This window comes from Haloferax sp. Q22 (assembly GCF_001482285.1).
Classification (GTDB): Archaea; Halobacteriota; Halobacteria; order Halobacteriales; family Haloferacaceae; genus Haloferax.
In genome coordinates this window covers 1-16686 of the sequence record NZ_LOEP01000056.1, presented here as the reverse complement: position 1 = coordinate 16686, position 16686 = coordinate 1, and the positions used below count along the sequence as shown (strand labels likewise).

At 67.9% G+C, this 16686-nt stretch carries 17 protein-coding genes and 1 pseudogene; 9 read left to right on the top strand and 9 right to left on the bottom strand.

Features of this window, described 5'->3' with window-relative positions; translation table 11 throughout:
- A complete protein-coding gene (locus AM590_RS18715; RefSeq protein ID WP_058828797.1) occupies window positions 1-1593 on the top strand; it encodes a uracil-xanthine permease family protein in 1593 nt (530 codons plus the stop codon).
- Window positions 1594-1655: 62 nt separating this feature from the next.
- A pseudogene (locus tag AM590_RS21470) lies at window positions 1656-1769 on the top strand (plastocyanin/azurin family copper-binding protein); the annotation flags it as partial.
- 21 nt (window positions 1770-1790) lie between these two features.
- On the opposite strand, the gene AM590_RS20975 reads toward AM590_RS21470, so the two are convergent.
- Both AM590_RS20975 and AM590_RS18710 read right to left on the bottom strand, forming a co-directional pair.
- Window positions 1791-1928, bottom strand: coding sequence for a hypothetical protein (locus tag AM590_RS20975; protein ID WP_172795841.1), 138 nt, complete (start codon window positions 1926-1928; stop codon window positions 1791-1793).
- 79 nt (window positions 1929-2007) lie between these two features.
- A complete protein-coding gene (locus AM590_RS18710) occupies window positions 2008-3216 on the bottom strand; it encodes a mechanosensitive ion channel family protein (protein WP_058828796.1) in 1209 nt (402 codons plus the stop codon).
- Window positions 3217-3312: 96 nt separating this feature from the next.
- Between AM590_RS18710 and AM590_RS18705 the strand changes: the two genes are divergently transcribed.
- The 3 genes from AM590_RS18705 (at window position 3313) to AM590_RS18695 (ending at window position 4745) form a co-directional block, all read left to right on the top strand.
- Window positions 3313-3807, top strand: a complete 495-nt coding sequence (locus AM590_RS18705; protein ID WP_058828795.1) for a metal-dependent hydrolase — start codon at window positions 3313-3315, stop codon at window positions 3805-3807.
- Window positions 3808-3884: 77 nt separating this feature from the next.
- On the top strand, window positions 3885-4466 hold the full coding sequence (locus AM590_RS18700; protein ID WP_058828794.1) for a peroxidase-related enzyme: 582 nt from the start codon (window positions 3885-3887) through the stop codon (window positions 4464-4466).
- Between the two features lie 84 nt (window positions 4467-4550).
- Window positions 4551-4745 carry a cold-shock protein gene (locus AM590_RS18695; RefSeq protein WP_004967996.1) on the top strand — a complete coding sequence of 65 codons (195 nt, stop codon included), beginning with the start codon at window positions 4551-4553 and terminating at the stop codon, window positions 4743-4745.
- A 95-nt stretch (window positions 4746-4840) separates the two neighbouring features.
- Here the strand turns inward: AM590_RS18695 and AM590_RS18690 are convergent, their stop codons facing one another.
- The 4 genes from AM590_RS18690 to AM590_RS18675 form a co-directional block, all read right to left on the bottom strand.
- A complete protein-coding gene (locus tag AM590_RS18690; protein WP_058828793.1) occupies window positions 4841-6337 on the bottom strand; it encodes a cryptochrome/photolyase family protein in 1497 nt (498 codons plus the stop codon).
- A gap of 49 nt (window positions 6338-6386) precedes the next feature.
- Window positions 6387-7181 carry a creatininase family protein gene (locus AM590_RS18685; protein WP_058828792.1) on the bottom strand — a complete coding sequence of 265 codons (795 nt, stop codon included), beginning with the start codon at window positions 7179-7181 and terminating at the stop codon, window positions 6387-6389.
- A gap of 69 nt (window positions 7182-7250) precedes the next feature.
- Window positions 7251-8858, bottom strand: coding sequence for an acyl-CoA synthetase (locus tag AM590_RS18680; RefSeq protein ID WP_058828791.1), 1608 nt, complete (start codon window positions 8856-8858; stop codon window positions 7251-7253).
- Between the two features lie 63 nt (window positions 8859-8921).
- Entirely contained in the window at window positions 8922-10043 is a 1122-nt protein-coding gene (locus tag AM590_RS18675; protein WP_058828790.1) for a polymer-forming cytoskeletal protein, read from the bottom strand.
- Window positions 10044-10262: 219 nt separating this feature from the next.
- Here AM590_RS18675 and AM590_RS18670 point away from each other — a divergent pair, with 219 nt between their 5' ends.
- On the top strand, window positions 10263-11237 hold the full coding sequence (locus tag AM590_RS18670; protein ID WP_058828789.1) for an aldo/keto reductase: 975 nt from the start codon (window positions 10263-10265) through the stop codon (window positions 11235-11237).
- Window positions 11238-11280: 43 nt separating this feature from the next.
- Window positions 11281-11838 carry a hypothetical protein gene (locus AM590_RS18665; RefSeq protein WP_058828788.1) on the top strand — a complete coding sequence of 186 codons (558 nt, stop codon included), beginning with the start codon at window positions 11281-11283 and terminating at the stop codon, window positions 11836-11838.
- Here the strand turns inward: AM590_RS18665 and AM590_RS18660 are convergent.
- From AM590_RS18660 to AM590_RS18650, 3 genes are read right to left on the bottom strand one after another with little or no spacing between them, the layout of a single operon-like run.
- On the bottom strand, window positions 11814-13031 hold the full coding sequence (locus AM590_RS18660; protein WP_058828787.1) for an MFS transporter: 1218 nt from the start codon (window positions 13029-13031) through the stop codon (window positions 11814-11816). The two genes, AM590_RS18665 and AM590_RS18660, sit on opposite strands and share 25 nt — an antisense overlap.
- A 56-nt stretch (window positions 13032-13087) precedes the next feature.
- Entirely contained in the window at window positions 13088-14149 is a 1062-nt protein-coding gene (locus tag AM590_RS18655) for an iron transporter (protein WP_058828786.1), read from the bottom strand.
- Window positions 14146-14814 (bottom strand): SCO family protein, encoded by a 669-nt coding sequence (locus AM590_RS18650; RefSeq protein ID WP_058828785.1) that lies wholly within the window; start codon window positions 14812-14814, stop codon window positions 14146-14148. Before AM590_RS18650 ends, AM590_RS18655 begins: the two co-directional genes overlap by 4 nt.
- A gap of 145 nt (window positions 14815-14959) precedes the next feature.
- Here AM590_RS18650 and AM590_RS18645 point away from each other — a divergent pair, with 145 nt between their 5' ends.
- Together AM590_RS18645 and AM590_RS20660 are read left to right on the top strand one after the other, a co-directional pair.
- The gene (locus tag AM590_RS18645; RefSeq protein ID WP_058828784.1) at window positions 14960-16249 is read left to right on the top strand and encodes a twin-arginine translocation signal domain-containing protein; all 1290 of its coding nucleotides are present in this window, start codon (window positions 14960-14962) and stop codon (window positions 16247-16249) included.
- 23 nt (window positions 16250-16272) lie between these two features.
- The gene (locus AM590_RS20660; protein ID WP_157575491.1) at window positions 16273-16632 is read left to right on the top strand and encodes a hypothetical protein; all 360 of its coding nucleotides are present in this window, start codon (window positions 16273-16275) and stop codon (window positions 16630-16632) included.
- Window positions 16633-16686 lie beyond the last annotated feature (54 nt).

The following is a 16686-nucleotide window of genomic DNA, read 5'->3' as shown; positions in this document are numbered from 1 at the left end:
ATGGTCGTGACGGACGACACCTCTCCCTCCTCGTTCGTGCAGTACGGTATCGACGACAAACCACCCCTTCCAACCGCTCTCCTTCTCGGCGCCCAACACTACCTCACCATGGTGGGCGCGAACATCGCCGTCCCCCTCATCCTCGCCGGAGCCCTCGGCATGCCCGCCGACGTGGTGCCGCGGTTCGTCGGGACGTTCTTCGTCGTCTCGGGCATCGCGACGCTGATGCAGACGACGTTCGGGAACCGCTACCCCATCGTGCAGGGCGCGCCCTTCTCGATGCTCGCGCCGGCGCTCGCCGTCATCGGCGTGGCGACGGCGACCGACCAGTCGGGCGTCGCGTGGCAGAGCGCGCTCCTGCAACTGCAGGGCGCGATTATCGTCGCGGCCGTCGTCGAGGTGTTCGTCGGCTACTTCGGCCTGCTCGGACGCCTCCGGAAGTTCATCTCGCCGGTCGTCATCGCGCCGACCATCGCGCTCATCGGGCTGTCGCTTTTCAACGCCCCGCAGGTTGCGTCGGCGACCAACAACTGGTGGCTCCTCGGGCTGACGCTCGCGCTCATCGTCCTGTTCTCGCAGTACCTCGACACCGCGCACCCGGCGTTCAAGCTGTTCCCGGTGCTGCTCGGCGTCATCGTCTCGTACGTCGTCGCCGCCGGCCTCTCGGTCGCGGGCGTCATCGCCCCCGGCGCGGCGGGCTACGTGAACCTCCAGACGGTCATCGAGGCCCCGGCGCTCATGCCCATCTACCCCCTGCAGTGGGGCTTCGCGGGCGGCGCGGGGACGACGACCGTCGCGCTTCCCGTCGTGGGCTCGGTCGCCTTCGGCATCCCGCAGTTTACGACTTCGTTCATCATCGGGATGCTCGCCGGCGTCGCGGCCTCGATGGTCGAGTCCTTCGGCGACTACCACGCCGTCGCCCGGCTCTCGGGCGTCGGCGCGCCCTCCGAGCGCCGCATCAACCACGGCATCGGCATGGAGGGCCTGATGAACGTCTTTTCGGCCGTCATGGGCGGCAGCGGCTCGACCTCCTACTCCGAGAACATCGGCGCGATCGGCCTCACGGGCGTGGCCTCCCGCTACGTCGTGCAGGTCGGTGCCGTCGTGATGCTCGTCATGGGCTTTGTCGGCTACTTCGGCCAGCTCATCGCGACGATTCCCGACCCCATCGTCGGCGGCCTCTACGTCGCCATGTTCGGCCAAATCGTCGCCGTCGGCCTCTCGAACCTGAAGTACGTCGACCTCGATTCCTCCCGGAACGTGTTCATCGTCGGCGTCGCCATGTTCGCCGGCCTCGCCGTTCCCGCCTACATGGGTAACGTCGGGAGCGCGGCGGCGTTCCGCGAGGGGATGCGACAGGTCGCGCTCGTCGGGCCCGTCCTCGGAACCCAACTCGTCGCCGACACCGTCTTCGTCATCGGTTCGACCGGCATGGCCGTCGGCGGGCTCATCGCCTTCTTCTTCGACAACACCATCTCGGGCACCCGCGCCGAACGCGGCCTCGAAGAGTGGGAAGACACCGTCGAAGACGACGGCGACTTCGAGTCGGCGCTGGACCGCTTCCGCGGCGACGAGTCGGCGACGGCCGACTGAAGCGAGCGCCGCGCAATCTTTTTGTCCCGCGTGAAATCGGGATCTCTGCGATAATCAGGCAGGTCTACTCTGGTCAGTCCTACGTCCACAGCTTCGAGACGGCCGGCGAACACGCGTACTACTGCGTCTCCCACGAGGCCGCCGGCATGACGGGCACTATCGTCGTCGAAGAGTAGAATCGTCGTCGAGGAGCACACTCAGCTCTCGTCGCGGCCGGTCCGCCCGAGCGCGACGAGCACGAGGTAGCCGACGAGCCCGGCGACGAACAGCAAGGCCGGAATCGCGAAGGGGCCGAACGTCTCGATGAGCCCGTCCACGGGACCGAGTTGGAGCATATCCGAGCCACGGCCGCGCCGCGGTTAACGTTCCCGGCGAGGTCGCTCCGGAGCGTCCACAGTAGGGGACTCCGGGCGCTCACTCGTCGTAGGCGCTGTCGTCTTCATCCGACTTCGCGTCCGCGTCCGCGACTTCGTCGGCCATCCCCTCGCCGGTCGCCTCTCGGGCGCGAGCGGGGTGCCGGACACCGCCGTTCGAGAGCCCGGTCGCGGGCGACTGCCGGGTCGCCTCGGCGTCCGCCGAGTGGACGTGCACGTCCCGCTGGGGGAACGGAATCCCGATGTCGGCGTCGTTCAGGCGCTTGTATATCTCGCGGTTGAGGTTGTGCGTCGCCTTCCCGCGCTTGAGTGGGCTGTTGACCCAACAGACGAGTTCGTACTCTAGCGCGTCGGGGCCGAACCGGCGGAACCGCGGCCGCGGGCGGGGGCTGTCGAGTACCAGCGGCTCGTCGAGGGCGATATCGGTCAGGAGTTCTTCGAGTTCGTCCACGTCGGTGCCGTAGGCGACGCCGATCGGGACTTTCAATCGACGGCGGCGGTTCGGCGCGGACTCGTTGATGATTTTCGCGGCGTTGAGCACCGAGTTCGGCACCGTCACGAGCAGTTCGTCGCGGGTGAGAAGCGTGGTCGAGCGGATGCCGACCTTGACGACGGTGCCCGCCTCGCCGGAGTCGAGGACGACGTAGTCACCGATTTTGTAGGTGTCGTCGAAGTACAGCGCGATGCCGCCGAAGAAGTTGGCGACGGTGTCCTTGGCGGCGAAGCCGACGGCGATGCCCGCGATGCCCGCGCCGGCGAAAAGCGGCGTGATTTCGATGCCCCAGATGTACAGCAGCGCGCCGATGGTGCCGACCGAGACGACGATGGTCCAGACGTTCGAGAAGACGGGCGCGAAGTCGTAGCGGCTCCCCTTGTCTTTGACCGCGTCGACGAGGCGGTTGACGAGGCGGTTGAGCGCCCACGCCCAGACGACGATGCCGACGGACAGCGACGGCAGGCCGAAGAAGTCGTTGAGCGTCGCCGAATCGACGACGAGCGCCTCGGCGACCGCCGGGGCTCTGGAGAACAGGAAGATGCCGGTCAGCGAGACCGTGACGACGATTGGCCACCGAAGCTCTTGGACGACGATGTTGTCGAGCGACGTCTCGGTTCGGCTGGTGTACTGAAACAGGAGGCGGATGACCACCTTCTCCATGACGAACGCGCCGCCGACCGAGATGAGAAGCACGAGGGCCGTCACCTCAAGCGCCGACAGGCCCGAGAGAAACGACGAGAGGTGTTGGCTCATGCGACGAAAGTCGCGGCCACCGGGGATAACGATTGCTCCCCTGACGGTCGCGGAGGCCGAAAGGTTTTGTTCGCCGCGGGCGCGAGGGCACACCAGATGTACCGATTCGGTCACTGGGGCGTCTCGCTCCTCGTGTTCGCCCCGCTCGGCTTCGCGCTCGTGCAGGCCGGCCGCCCGGAACTCGCGTTCGCCGCCGGCGCGGCGATGTGCTGGCTGGCGATGCTCCCCGACTACGACATGCGCGTCCCCGGCATCTCCCACCGCGGGCCGACCCACACCGTCCTCTTCGCCGTCCTCGTCGGCGGTGTCGGCGGCGGCGGCGCGTACCTCCTCGCCAGCAACGCGGGCCAACCGGAGGCCGCGGCGACGACGCTCGGCGCGTTCGGCTTCGCCGTGGGCGCGCTCACCATCCTCGCGCACCTCCTGGCCGACGTGCTCACGCCGGCCGGCATCCGCCCCCTGTGGCCGCTTTCGTCCCGGAAGTTCACGCTCTCGCTGTGGACTGCAGACAACTCCGTCGCCAACTACGGCCTGTTCGCCGTCGGCGTGTTCGCCGTGGCCGCGGCGGCGTACCTCTCGGTCGCGCTCTGAGCGCCCCTGTAGTCGGGGCGGCGAGCACCCCTCGAACCTGAGGAATCGTTAAGGTCTGTCCGAGAGACCGGAGACGCATGGACGACGACGCCATGCGCCGCTTCCCGGTGCCCGACCGCGACGACCTCCCCGAGGACCTGCGCGAGCGCATCGACGACGAAACCGAGCGCGCCGGCTTCACGCCGAACGTCTTCGCCGCGTTCGCGTACAAGCCCTCGCACTTCCGGCCCTTTTTCGAGTACCACGACGCCCTCGTCGAGGACACCGACCTCGAACGCCACGAGGTGGAGATGATAATCGTGGCCGTCTCCGGCGTCAACCACTGTTACTACTGCAACGTCGCCCACGGCGCGCTGGTCCGCATCTACGCGAAAGACCCGCTGCTCGCGGACCAACTGGTCGCCAACTACCGCACCGCCGACATCCCCGAGAAGCACAAGACGATGCTCGACGTGGCGGTCAAACTCACCGAGTCGCCCGCAGAGGTCGGCGAGGACGACCTGCAGCGACTCCGCGACGCCGGCTTCTCCGAGGAGGCGGTCTGGGACATCGGCGCGGTCACGGCCTTCTTCAATCTCAGCAACCGCATGGCGATGTTCGCGGATATGCGACCGAACGAGGAGTTCCACACGCTCGGCCGAGAGCCGCGCGACGACTGACTCGTGAGAGAGTAAACAGTACCGCGGTCATTGGTAACAACCGGCGGAATCCTTATGCCGCCAACCGGCGAGTTTCGACACGCAATGGCGAAAGGTAAGGTTGCATTCTTCAAGTCCTCCGGCGGCTACGGCTTCATCGAGACCGAAGACCACGACGACGACGTGTTCTTCCACATGGAGGACATCGGCGGCCCCGACCTCGAAGAGGGCCAAGAAGTGGAGTTCGACATCGAGCAGGCCGACAAGGGCCCGCGCGCGGTCAACGTCACACGACTCTGAGTCCGGCGCGTTCCGGCCGACGGCGACTCGACAGCGAACAGCGTTCTGCATTATCACCCGCCGAGCCGCGGCACTCGCGGTCCAAAGTTCTCGCCTCAGAGCGTCCCCGCCCGCCCCATCCGCCGAATCTCGTCGGCCCGCGCCCGGATGGCCTCCCACTCCTCGTCGTCCTTCCGGTCAACGTGGGAGTACATGAGCCCCATCCGGCCCGTCCCTCGGAGGCGTTCTTCGTTCTCCTTCAGGAAGTCCCAGTAGAGCGCGTTGAACGGGCAGGCGTTCTCGCCGGTCGTCTTCGACACCGCGTAGGGACACGACGAGCAGTAGTCTGACATCTTGTTCACGTAGTTCCCCGACGAGGCGTAGGGCTTCGACGAGAGCACGTCGGTGGCGAACGACCCCATGGCGACCACGTTCGGCGTCGTCACCCAGTGGAACGCGTCGACGAAGCCGAGGTGGAACCACCGGTCGAGTTCCGCCGGGTCGACCCCGTAGACGAGCGCGAAGTTCGAAAGCACCATCAGGCGCTCGATGTGGTGGGCGTAGCCGCGGTCGCGGACGTGGCCCACGGCCTCCGAGAGACAGCGCATGTCCGTCTCGCCGGTCCAGTACGCCTCCGGAAGCGGTTCGGTCTGGTCGAGTTGGTTCGCCGCGGCCAACTCGGGCATCGACCGCCGGTAGACGTGCCGGACGAACTCCCGCCAGCCGAGGACCTGCCGGACGAACCCCTCGGCGCTGTTGAGCGGGGCGTCACCCGCCTCGTAGGCCTCTTCGACCGCTTCGACCGCCTCGCGTGGGTGGAGCAGTCCCAGGTTGATGGCCGCCGACAGCAGGGAGTGACAGAGCGCCCACTCGCCGTCGACCATCGCGTCCTGATACGGGCCGAACTCGGGGAGGCGGACCTCGACGAAGTGCGACAGCGCCTGTCTCGCCGCCTCGCGCGTCACCGGCCAGACGAACGGCTCGGGCGACCCCCACGAGTCGGGGTAGCGCTCGCCGACGAACTCGATGACCTCGCGCGTCGTCTCGTCCGGGTCGAACCGCGGCGCTTCGGGCGGCGTCCACCCCTCCGGCGGCGTCTCTCGATTCTGGTCGTCGTAGTTCCACTCGCCGCCGGCGGGGTCGTCGCCGTCCATCAAGACGCCCGTCGCCCGGCGGGCGTGTCGGTACCAGTGTTCCTGTCGGTAGGTGTCGGCGTCGCCGGCCCAGTCGTCGAAGTCGGCGGGCGTCGTGAGAAACAGGTCGTTCTCGACGAGCGTGAGCGACCCGCCGCGGGCGGCGACGAGTTCCCGAAGCCGCTCGCCCGCTCCGTGGCTCGGCGGGTCCATCACGACGAGACCGTCGCCGGGCGCGGCGTCGAAGTAGCGGTCGAGCCCCTCGCCGAACGTCTCGGCTTCGACGTACGTCACCTCGTAGCCGCGGTCGCGGAGGTCGTCGCGGAAGTGCCGCATCGCCGAGAAGACGAGCGCGAGCTTCTGGGGGTGGTACGGCAGCCGGTCGCCGAAGGCGTGCGCCTCTATCATCAGCACGCGGTCGTCGGACTGGAGCGGCGCGGCCGACGGGTCGAGTTGGTCGCCGAGGACCCAGACGGTCATAGGCGTCCCTTCGGCGGCGGAGAAAAGAGCGTGTCGGCCAGTCGATGGGTCAGCGACGCGACCCCGGCTGGGGGTCGACGTGCGCGGGCGCGAGCAGGTCCTCAATCGGCTGGTCGTCGAGCCACGACAGCAGGTGGACGAGCTGGTCGGTCGCGGCCTCGAACAGCTCCTCGCCGGCCTCGGGCGACGCGTCGGTCTGGTCGCCGAAGACGCCGTTTTCGGAGTTCTCGATGGCGTCGTAGAACGTCCGCGCGCCGTGTTCGCGGAGGTGGTCGTCGCTCAGGTCCACGACGCCGCCGTCGCGGGCCGAGTCGAGTTCGCCCTCGCGGACGAGGTCGCGGGCGATGTGCATAATCATCGAGGTCTCCTTCGGTCCGCCGTGGGGTCCGGGGTGGTCGAACAGGTCGGTCACGAGGTCCGGAATCGACTCGTCCCACATCCACTCGATGGCGTACATGGTACCGTCGTCGCGGAGGCGGCGGCCGACCTCCCGGAGGTGCTGGACGTTGCCGCCGTGGGCGTTGACGAACACGACCCGGTCGATACCGTGGTACGCGAGGTTGCGCGTCATCGACTCCACGTAGTCGCGGAACTGCGGCGGGTCCACCCACATCGTCCCGTGGAACTGGCGGTGGTGGGGGCTGACGCCGACGTTGACGGTCGGCGTGCAGAGGTACCCCGTCCGGTCGGCCGCCTCGCGGGCCAACGCCTCCGCGATGAGGTGGTCTGTGGCGAGCGGGAGGTGCGGGCCGTGCTGTTCCGTCGAGCCGAGGGGGACGACCGCGAGCGACGATTCGGCCACGTAGTCGCCGAGTTCGGGCCACGTCTGGTCCGCGATGTACATGGGCGTCACCAAGCGACGACGCCTAAAGAAAGGTGACAAAGGGGAAATGGGTTCCCCGGGAGACGCGGCTCAGTCCCGTTCCTGCGACCGCAGTTCGATGCGCCGAATCTTCCCCGAGGAGGTCTTCGGCAGTTCCGCGACGAACTCGATTTCGCGCGGGTACTTGTACGGGGCCGTCTGCGCTTTCATGAACGACTGGAGTTCGTCGACGAGGCCGTCGGAGCCCTCGTAGCCGTCGGTGAGGACGACGAACGCCTTGACGATGCTGCCGCGTTCCTCGTGGGGGCTGGCGACCGCGGCGGCCTCGGCGACCGCCTCGTGGGAGACGAGCGCGTCTTCGACCTCGAAGGGGCCGATGCGGTAGCCCGCCGAGATGATGATGTCGTCGGCGCGGCCCTCGAAGAAGAAGTAGCCGTCCTCGTCGCGGGAGGCGAGGTCGCCGGTCCGGTAGTAGTCGCCCGAGAACGTCTGTTCGTCGAGGTTCGGCTTCTCGTAGTAGCCGTCGAAGATACCGGGACAGCCGACCGGGACGGCGATTTCGCCGATTTCGTCGACGCCGACCACCTCCTCGTTCTCGTCGATGATGGTCGTGCCGAGTCCGGGGGTCGGCTTGCCCATGCTGCCGGGTTTCACGTCGATGCCGGGGTAGTTCGTGAGGAGCGCCACCGTCTCGGTCTGGCCGTAGCCGTCTCTCGGGATGACGCCGAACGCCTCGCGGAACGCCTCGATTGGCTCGCGGTTGAGCGGTTCGCCCGCCGACAGCGCCTCTTTCAGTCGCAGGTCGTACGAGCCGAGGTCGCGCTGGGCGAACATCCGGTACTGGGTCGGGACGGCACAGAGGCGGGTGACGCCCTCCTCCTCCATGATGTCGAGGAACGTGTCCGGTTCGAAGTCGCCGCGGTAGACGAACTGGGTCGCGCCGGTCGTCAGACCGACGCCGACGGGGCTCCAGAACCACTTGGCCCAGCCGGTTCCAGTTGTCGCCCAGAGCAGTTCGTCGGAGAGGTCGTCGTCGGCCGTGACGCCCCACCAGTAGGGGGCGTTGACGAGTTCGAAACACCGCATCCAGCGGTGGCGGTGGCGGACCGGCTTGGGCTGGCCGGTCGTCCCCGACGTGTAGTTGATGGACATCGGGTCTTCGGCCCGGAGGTCGGGGCCGTCGTGGTCGGTGGACTCGTCGGCGACGAGGTCCGAAAACGAGGTCCAGCCGTCGGCGTCGCCGCCGAGGACGACGAAGTTCGAAAGCGGCGTCTCGTCTCGCACCTCGTCGACCATGTCGACGAGCGACTCGTGGACGACGGCGGTCGTCGCCTCGCAGTCGTTCGCGCGGAACGCGATGTCCTTGGGTTTGAGCATCGACGAACTGGGGACGAGGAGCGCGCCGCGCTTGAGCGCGCCGAGTTGGACGGCGAACACGTCGGGGTCGCGGGGGAGGAGGTGGATGAGCCGGTCGCCCTTCCCGACGCCCATGGATTCGAGCGCGTTGGCGAAGCGGTTCATGTCGTCGCGGAGGTCGCCGTAGGTCCGCTCCTCGCGGCCGTCGTCGGCGTCGCGGAACTTCAGGGCGACGCGGTCGCCGAAGGCGTCGGCGTGCGATTCGATGACCGCGGGGATGTTGTAGTCCTCGGGGATGTCCCACTCGAACGATTCCAACTCGGCCGCGTACTCGACTGCCATGGCTCGACAGACAGAATAGACCATAATAATTGTTCGTCCGGATTGTGCGAGAGCGCCGCGCCGTCAGGCCATCGGCGAGCCTTCTTGTGGCCCTTCGTCGGGCGCGCTCACGCTCTCGTCGCCGTCGTCGCCGGACTCCCCGCGGAGTGCAAGCGCGAACGCGCCGAGCCCGACGAGGAGGACGACGAACTCGAGGACGCCTCCGAGGGGGACGAAGTCGAGCACGGCGAGGACGAACAGGCCGGCGAACAGCGCGGCCCAGCGGTTGTCGTAGTCCGCGAGCGACAGGAGCCACGTCCCGAGGACGAGCGCGCCGTAGATGCTCGCGACCCAGAGGGCGAGGACGAACCCAACCCCGCCGGCCAGCGAGAGCGGGATGCCCACGATGGTCAACAGCAGGAGCAGCAGGACGATGGGTATCGCGACGATGGCGAGGAGCCCGACGCCGCCGCTGCGAACGGCTTTCTTCGTCCCGAGGCCCGTCACGCGGCGGGCGAAGTCGGGAGCGACGAGGACGATAATCGCGCCGAGGACGAAGTTGGCGAGCAGCCAGTAGCCCGAGACCACCCAGCCGGGGATGACCGGGGCTTCGAACTGGCCGAACTGGAACGGCGCGCCGGCGACGACGGGACTGGCGACCACGAGGCCGTCGACCTGTCGCACGCCGCCGTCGACGACGGCCGCGGAGTCGACAGTCGCGGTCGCCGCGTCGTATTCGAGCGAGCCGCCGACCCGGGCGGTCGGGCCGACCGCGAGTTCTTCCGCACCGACGCGGACGTTCCCGTCGACCGCGCCGTCGAGCTGGACGTTGCCGCCCGCGGCGTCTAACGACCCGTCGATTTTGGCGGTGTCGCGGACGAACACCGCGCCGCCCGCGAGGCTCACGTCGCCGTTGACGGTCCCCTCGATAGTGACGGAGCCCGCGACCCCGTCGAGGTTACCGTTGATGACGCCCGTCTCCGTCACGAGGACGGTTCCGGCCGTCGCTGACACGTCGCCGGTTACCGTCCCGGCGATGACCACCGTTCCGCCGACCGCGTCGAGGTCGCCGTCGAAGGTCTCGCCTTCGTCGACGACGACGGCACCGCCGGCTGACGGCCCCTGTTGTGCGGCCGCGACGCCCGCGAGCGACCCCACCACGAGGAGACTCAGGAGGACCGCGACCAGTTGTTTCGTTGTGAACATCGGAATCACCGAGGCTACGCCTCGGATGAATGATACGACGGCAGAGAGCATAAACCGAGAGAGACGGTTTCAAACCCCGGGAAACGGCCGTTTAGGCTGACTGTCTCGTCCCGCCGACCGGCCGGGCGGTCGCGCGGTGTCTCCCCTGACGGGCGGCGGGTCTCCCGCCGCGGCTACCGCTTGGTCCATCTTTTTGCCGACTCGCGGGGATGGTCCGGCATGGAGTACACGACGCTCGGAGACACCGGCATGGAGGTCTCCCGCATCTGTCTCGGCTGTATGAGCTTCGGCACGCCGGAGTGGCGCGAGTGGGTCTTAGAGGAGGAGGCGGGCCTCGAACTGGTCGACCGCGCCATCGAACTCGGTATCAACTTCTTCGACACCGCGAACATGTACTCGAACGGCGAGTCCGAGCGCGTCCTCGGGAAGGCGCTGGAGGGCCGACGCGACGAGGCCGTCGTCGCCTCGAAGGTGTACTTCCAGATGGACGAGGACGACCCGAACTCCGGCGGCCTCTCGCGGAAGGCCATCGAGCAGGAACTCGACAACTCGCTGGACCGCCTCGGGATGGACAGCCTCGACCTGCTGCAGATTCACCGCTACGATTACGACACGCCCATCGAGACGACGATGCGCGCGCTCGACGACGCGGTTCGCCGCGGCAAGACCCGCTACGTCGGCGCGTCGTCGATGTGGGCCCATCAGTTCGCCGAGGCGCAGTACACCGCCGACTCGCTCGGACTGGACCGCTTCGCTACGATGCAGAACCACTACAACCTGCTCTACCGCGAGGAAGAGCGCGAGATGCTTCCCCTCTGCGAGACGCAGGGCGTCGGCGTCATGCCGTGGTCGCCGCTCGCCCGCGGCTACCTCACCCGGCCCCACGAGGAGTTCGAGGCGACGACCCGCGGCCGGACCGACGAGCACGCCAAGGGTCACCCGTACTTCGAGGGCGGCGGCCGCGAGGTGAACGAGCGCGTCGAGGAACTCGCCGACGAGAAGGGCGTCAAGATGGCGCAACTCGCCCTCTCGTGGGTGCTCCACAAGGACTGGGTGGACGCGCCTATCGTCGGCACGAGCAGTGTCGAACACCTCGAAGACGCGGTCGAGGCCCTCGACATCAAGCTCTCGGACTCCGACATCGACTACCTCGAAGAACCCTACCAGCCGGTCCGCGTTTCCGGGCACGACTAAGGCCAAGGGAAACAGCCTTGAGCGCCCGCCGAGAGACTCGGCCGTGTACGGGACACTCGCTCGAATCGCCCGCGACGAGCCGGAAACGGCGATTCTCGGCGTCGAGTCGCTCCTCGCGACCGGCGTCCTCCTCGGCGTCGCGCTGACGCTCGCCTCGCCGCTCGCGTCGTCGCTCCCGGCGACCGGCGTCCTCCTCGGCGTCGCGCTGACGCTCGCCTCGCCGCTCGCGTCGTCGCTCCCGCTCGCCGACGTGGGCTTCGCGCTCGCGGCCGCCGCGACGTTGCTTCTCACGGTCGTCTCGCTTCTGGCGGCGTCGCGTCGAATCGCCCTTCTTCTCACCGGCCGCGGCGGCCTGCGAATCGAGACGTTCTGGCGGCTTCTCGAACTGCTGCTCGCGTTCCTCGTCGCCGGTATCGTCGCGTTCGCGGTCCAACTCGGCGAGTTCGCGGCGACCGTCCCCGACCCGCGGGGCGGCGGCGTCTTCGTCGGCCTGTTCTTGGCGTTCGTCCTCGCGGGCGTCGGCCTCGCCGTGGTCGTCTGTCTCCGCGGGATGTGGCTCGTCGTGAACGCCGAACTTCAGTCGGCGCTCGACGGCGTCTGAGCCGCGTCGATGCCGTCGATCCGCTTCACCGCTCGGAGCGCGACGACGGCGATGGCGACCTCGGCGAAGCCGACGACGAGGAACGACGGGAGGTAGCCGACCGCGTCGGCGACGACGCCGCCGATGAGGAAGCCCGCGAGAAAGCCGAGACTCCCGAAGACGTTGAAGCCGCCGAGGGCCGCCCCGCGCTCGCCCGGCTCGGCGAGGTCGGTCACGAGCGCCATCGTCGCGGGCGCGACGAGCGCGCCGAAGACGCCGACGACGACCATCAGGCCGGCCGCGAGTTCGAAGGCGGGGGCGAGCCCGACGGCGATGATGGCCACCCCGTAGAGCATCGAGCCCGCGACGACGGGGACGAACCGGCCGATGCGGTCGGACAGCGAGCCGAGGGGGTACTGCAGGAGCGCGAAGGGGACGAAAAAGAGCGCGAGCACCCCGCCCGCGATTGCGGCGTTCACCCCGAACACCTCGCGGAAGTAGTACACTCCGACGAGGGCGAAGAAGCCGGCGGTCATGCGGTCGATGAAGCCGAAGGCGTACGGGACCGCGAACGCCGGCCGGCCGGCCAGTTTCTTGAGGACGACACCGACGCCGACGCGGGTCGAGTCGGGCGTCCTGTCGGTGACGGTCGTGACGAGGAGGGCGACGGCGGTGAGCGCCGCGGCGGACGCGTACAGCGGCGCGAGCGGGTCGATGGTGGTGAGTTGGCCGCCGACGACCGAGCCGAGCGCCGCGCCGAGGCCGATGGCGATGCCCGCCGCACCCATGTTCCGGCCGTTGCCTCCCGAGAGGTCCGCGAGCATCGTAATCGACAGCGAGAACGCGCCGATGGTCATCGCGCCGCCGACGAGGCGGACGACGAGGACCGCGCCGAACGTCGCGTCGAGCCACGGGACCGTGGCGAGCGCAATGAGTGCGACGTAGCTGGCCGCGCCCCCGAGCGCGCCGGTGACGATGAGCCACGTCCGTCGGCCGAGCGTGTCCGAGAGCGCGCCCCAGACGCTGGAGAAGGCGACGAACGAGGCGAACTCGGCGACGAGAAACAGCATCCCGGCCGAGAGATCGTACTCCCCCTGCCCGCCGCCGAGGGCGGTCACGAGGTCGGAGACGCCGGGGTAGAGGAGGACCTGCGAGACGAGGACGCCCCAGACGGCGAGGGCGAGTGTCGCTCGTTCGCGGCGCGTCGAGTCCATACGGGGTCGGTCGGCCCGGACGAAAATAGCCCTGTCCTTGTTCGATTCGGTTGCCGTTACCCGAGGCGGACGGGGTCGAATTCGAGGAAGGCCGTCTCGTACCCCTCGTGGCGGGCGACCTGCGGCGGCACGTCAACCGCGAGGTCGGCGGTCACGTCGTCGGCGGCAAGCCCCGGAATCGACGCGCCGTAGTGGAAGCCGAGGTCCGCGTCGAGGCCGGGTTCGAGTCGGCCGTCGAAGCGGTCCGAGCCGCCGGACGCGACGGTCGCGGTGAGTCCCAGCCGCGGGACGAGAAGCCGGTTGTAAGGCGTCTGCGGGGAGACGGCGAGGTACGGGTCGTCGCCGAAGCGGTCGGCGTCGAGGACGGTGCCGACGAGTCGGAGGCTCCCCGTCGTCGCCTCCCCGAGCGCCGTCCCCGGAAGCGTCTCGGGGGCACGACCGAGCGGGAGCGCGTCCATCTCCATCGGCTTGACCGCGCCGGGGTCGCCCTGCTGGTCGCCGAGCATCGTGTACGGGATGTCGTCGCGGTCGCGGGCGCTGTACTCGAAGTCGAGCGTCGCGCTCGCGGGCGACTCGAACCGGCCGGCGAGGTCGCCGAACAGGCGCAGAGAAGGCGCGCCCACGTCCACCGTCACCTCGTAGCTCCCGTCGCCGTCGAGGCCGAAGTTCGAGCCGTAGTGAAAGCCCATCCGCTGGGAGAGCATCGCGTAGACGACCTCCTCGCTCACGAGGTCGCCGTCGCGGGCGATTTCGAGCGAGAGGCCGGTGTCGGGGACGACGACGCCCGTCTCGGCGTCCCAGACGGCGGCCATGAGATGCACGTCGTCGCCGGCCTCGACCGACAGTTTCGACGTGCCGAAGCCGTCGCTCTCGTCGGACATGACCCAGAACCGGTGGGGATAGCTGTAGAAGACGCCCACCCGGAGGTCGCCGGCGTCCGCACTCCCGACCATGCGCATCCCCTCGGTGTGGGTCGGGACGTACACCTCGTCGGGGCGGTTCGAGACGACCGGCGGTTCGTTCGAGGTGTAGAGCCGGCCGAGTTCGGCGAGACAACCGGAGAGACCCGCGGCCGCGACGGTTCCGGTCGCCGCGAGGAACTGACGCCGACTCGTCATGCCTCCCGGAGCGCGGTGAGGTCGTCGATGAGCGTCTGTTCGTCCGGTTGGTTGCCGCGGTAGGTCCGCTCGACGTAGCCGTCGCCGTTGACGAGCGAGACGAGACCGAGGTGGGTGAACATGTAGTTGCCCTCGTCGTTCGGCTCGTTCTGCTCGAAGAAGACGCCGAACTGGTCTTCGACGACGGACTTCGCCTCGGCCTCGTCGGCGGGCCGGAGGAAGTGCCAGTTGCCCGCGTCCATGTCCACGTTCATCTGGTCGGCCTCCGCGCGGAAGGCGTCGGCGTCGTCGCGGGCGGGGTCGAACGTGATGGGATAGAACGACACCTCGTCGGCGTAGCCCTCGGTGACCGAGTGAATCTGGACCTCGCGGAGCGCGCTGATGAGGACCGGACAGACGGTCATGCAGTTGGTGAAAAAGTACGTGTGGAAGTGCGGCACGTCGATGTCGCGCACCGACACCTCGGCCCCCGCGATGGGGTCCGAGAGCGTCACGTCGGGGACCTGCTGGCCCCACGCCGGATACGGGAGGTCCTCGCTGGACACGTCGTTTTCGCGGTCTGGCTTCGACAGCGAGACGTTCGGATTGGCGTCGCCGCCGAGACAGCCCGCGAGACCGACGGCCGCGCCAGCCCCGGCGGCGCGGAGATACGTGCGTCGTTTCATTATCCTCGCTAGCGCCCCGGTACTCAAATGCCGTTTGGTGTGTGTTTCGAACGGCAGCGCGCGTGTTCTCGTCCCGCACGACCGAGGTGAAATCTTCGACGCACACACCAGAACGGACTTCCCGACGAGGTCCCTAGCCGGGCGTATGTTCGACGGGTCTCCGTCCCGCCGGGAGTTCCTGAAGGCCGCGGTCGCCGCCGGCGGCGCGGCGGCGCTGTCCGCCTGCCTCGACAGGGCACCGGACGACCCCGTCCCGGCGGGGACCGACGCGTTCGAGACGCTCCCGAGCAGACAGCACGCGTGGAACGAGTTCTGCCGGACTGACGACCACGACAACGTCGAGATGCCCCGCCATCAGGTGCTCCTCTACCTCGACTTCGCGGGCGAGGGACCGCCCGATGAGGCCGACCGCGAGACCGTCGAGCGCGCCTTCCGCGTCCTCGACCGCGCCTACGAGCGGAGCCACGAGGGCGTCATCTGGTCCGTTGCCTACTCCCCGCGGTACTTCGACCGCTTTGACGACCCGCTTCCCGACAGCGTCGACCTGCCCGAGCCGCGGGTGCTGTCGCCCTTCGAGACGCCCGAGTTCGACCGGCAGGACGCGCTCATCCACCTCGCGTCCGACCGCGCCGACGCGGTCCTCGAAGCCGAGCAGGCGCTCCTCGGCGAGGTTGACGAGGCCAACGGCGTCGCCGTCGACGCCGACCTCTCGGGCGTCTTCTCGGTCGCCTCCAGACGGACAGGCTTCGTCGGGGCCGGACTCCCCGCGGACCACCAGTCCGACCTGAACGGCATCCCCGACGGGAACCCCGTCCCCGAGGAATCGCCGTTGTTCATGGGGTTCAAAGCGGGATTCGCCAAGAATCAGGCCACCGAGGAGTACGTCACCATCGACGAGGGGCCGTTCGCGGGCGCGACCACGAAGCACGTGGCGAACGTCCGCCAGCGCCTCTCGGACTGGTACGACGAGGAAGACCGCTACCACCGGGTCATGAAGCTGTTTTCGCCTGCGCACGCCGAGCAGGACCTCGTCGACGGCGTCGGCGACAACCTCGGCGACGACAGCGGTATCGACGCGATGCTCGACCGCCTCCGCGACGACGCCGTCGAGTTCGGCCACGTCGGCCACGCCCAGAAGGCCGCCCGCGCTAACCGCGACGAGGAGGGAAACGTCAGACTCCTCCGCAGGCACTTCGAGTCGGCCGACGACGGCGTGGCGAGCCTGCACTTCCCGTCGCTCCAGCGCGGTATCTCGGCGTTCGAGGAAGTCCGCGAGGCGATGAACGGCACCGACCTGACCGACGTGCCGACCGTCCGCCAGCGCGTCAACAACGGGATTTTGGAGTACATCTTCGTCAAGCGCCGCGGTAACTTCCTCGTGCCGCCGCGAGAGATACGGTCGTTGCCGACCCCATCTGGGAAAAACTCTAATTAAACTCGGTAGTGTCAATTTAGTAAATGGAACGAAAAGACGGAGTTGTTCAGCGGGTCGCGAGAGAAATCAACAATGAGGTGATCTTGGCTAGTCATCCCGACTTTGAGATTGATACTGGGTTGCATCCTGCTGGACATCTCACGATAGGCAGACCAATCGACATGACATTATACATTGATCTGTCAAACGAATTTAAGAACCTCTATGAGATTGGGGAACTTGATAGCTGGATCAATAAATATTCTCGTAAAATACCTGTCGCAGGGCTTGAGGTTCAGTTTCATTCCCCAGTTCGTGAACCCGCTGAGTGGCTCGAAGTGGCTAGCCAATTAGATGGTGATATCCCTCGAATCGGCCGTGGTGAATCGCCAGACGTAGCTTGATTTCACGGGTTCAGCGATTGCTTGATGTTGTGAACCGTACACATCAGGACGAGT

What these genes read in the sequence shown, in the direction of transcription:
- AM590_RS18655 (WP_058828786.1), bottom strand. Translation starts at nt 14,149, where the DNA reads ATGACGAGTCGGCGTCAGTTCCTCGCGGCGACCGGAACCGTCGCGGCC.
- AM590_RS18680 (WP_058828791.1), bottom strand. Translation starts at nt 8,858, where the DNA reads ATGGCAGTCGAGTACGCGGCCGAGTTGGAATCGTTCGAGTGGGACATC.
- AM590_RS20975 (WP_172795841.1), bottom strand. Translation starts at nt 1,928, where the DNA reads ATGCTCCAACTCGGTCCCGTGGACGGGCTCATCGAGACGTTCGGCCCC.
- AM590_RS20660 (WP_157575491.1), top strand. Translation starts at nt 16,273, where the DNA reads ATGGAACGAAAAGACGGAGTTGTTCAGCGGGTCGCGAGAGAAATCAAC.
- AM590_RS18705 (WP_058828795.1), top strand. Translation starts at nt 3,313, where the DNA reads ATGTACCGATTCGGTCACTGGGGCGTCTCGCTCCTCGTGTTCGCCCCG.
- AM590_RS18715 (WP_058828797.1), top strand. Translation starts at nt 1, where the DNA reads ATGGTCGTGACGGACGACACCTCTCCCTCCTCGTTCGTGCAGTACGGT.
- AM590_RS18695 (WP_004967996.1), top strand. Translation starts at nt 4,551, where the DNA reads ATGGCGAAAGGTAAGGTTGCATTCTTCAAGTCCTCCGGCGGCTACGGC.
- AM590_RS18660 (WP_058828787.1), bottom strand. Translation starts at nt 13,031, where the DNA reads ATGGACTCGACGCGCCGCGAACGAGCGACACTCGCCCTCGCCGTCTGG.
- AM590_RS18690 (WP_058828793.1), bottom strand. Translation starts at nt 6,337, where the DNA reads ATGACCGTCTGGGTCCTCGGCGACCAACTCGACCCGTCGGCCGCGCCG.
- AM590_RS18700 (WP_058828794.1), top strand. Translation starts at nt 3,885, where the DNA reads ATGGACGACGACGCCATGCGCCGCTTCCCGGTGCCCGACCGCGACGAC.
- AM590_RS18675 (WP_058828790.1), bottom strand. Translation starts at nt 10,043, where the DNA reads ATGTTCACAACGAAACAACTGGTCGCGGTCCTCCTGAGTCTCCTCGTG.
- AM590_RS18645 (WP_058828784.1), top strand. Translation starts at nt 14,960, where the DNA reads ATGTTCGACGGGTCTCCGTCCCGCCGGGAGTTCCTGAAGGCCGCGGTC.
- AM590_RS18685 (WP_058828792.1), bottom strand. Translation starts at nt 7,181, where the DNA reads ATGTACATCGCGGACCAGACGTGGCCCGAACTCGGCGACTACGTGGCC.
- AM590_RS18710 (WP_058828796.1), bottom strand. Translation starts at nt 3,216, where the DNA reads ATGAGCCAACACCTCTCGTCGTTTCTCTCGGGCCTGTCGGCGCTTGAG.
- AM590_RS18650 (WP_058828785.1), bottom strand. Translation starts at nt 14,814, where the DNA reads ATGAAACGACGCACGTATCTCCGCGCCGCCGGGGCTGGCGCGGCCGTC.
- AM590_RS18670 (WP_058828789.1), top strand. Translation starts at nt 10,263, where the DNA reads ATGGAGTACACGACGCTCGGAGACACCGGCATGGAGGTCTCCCGCATC.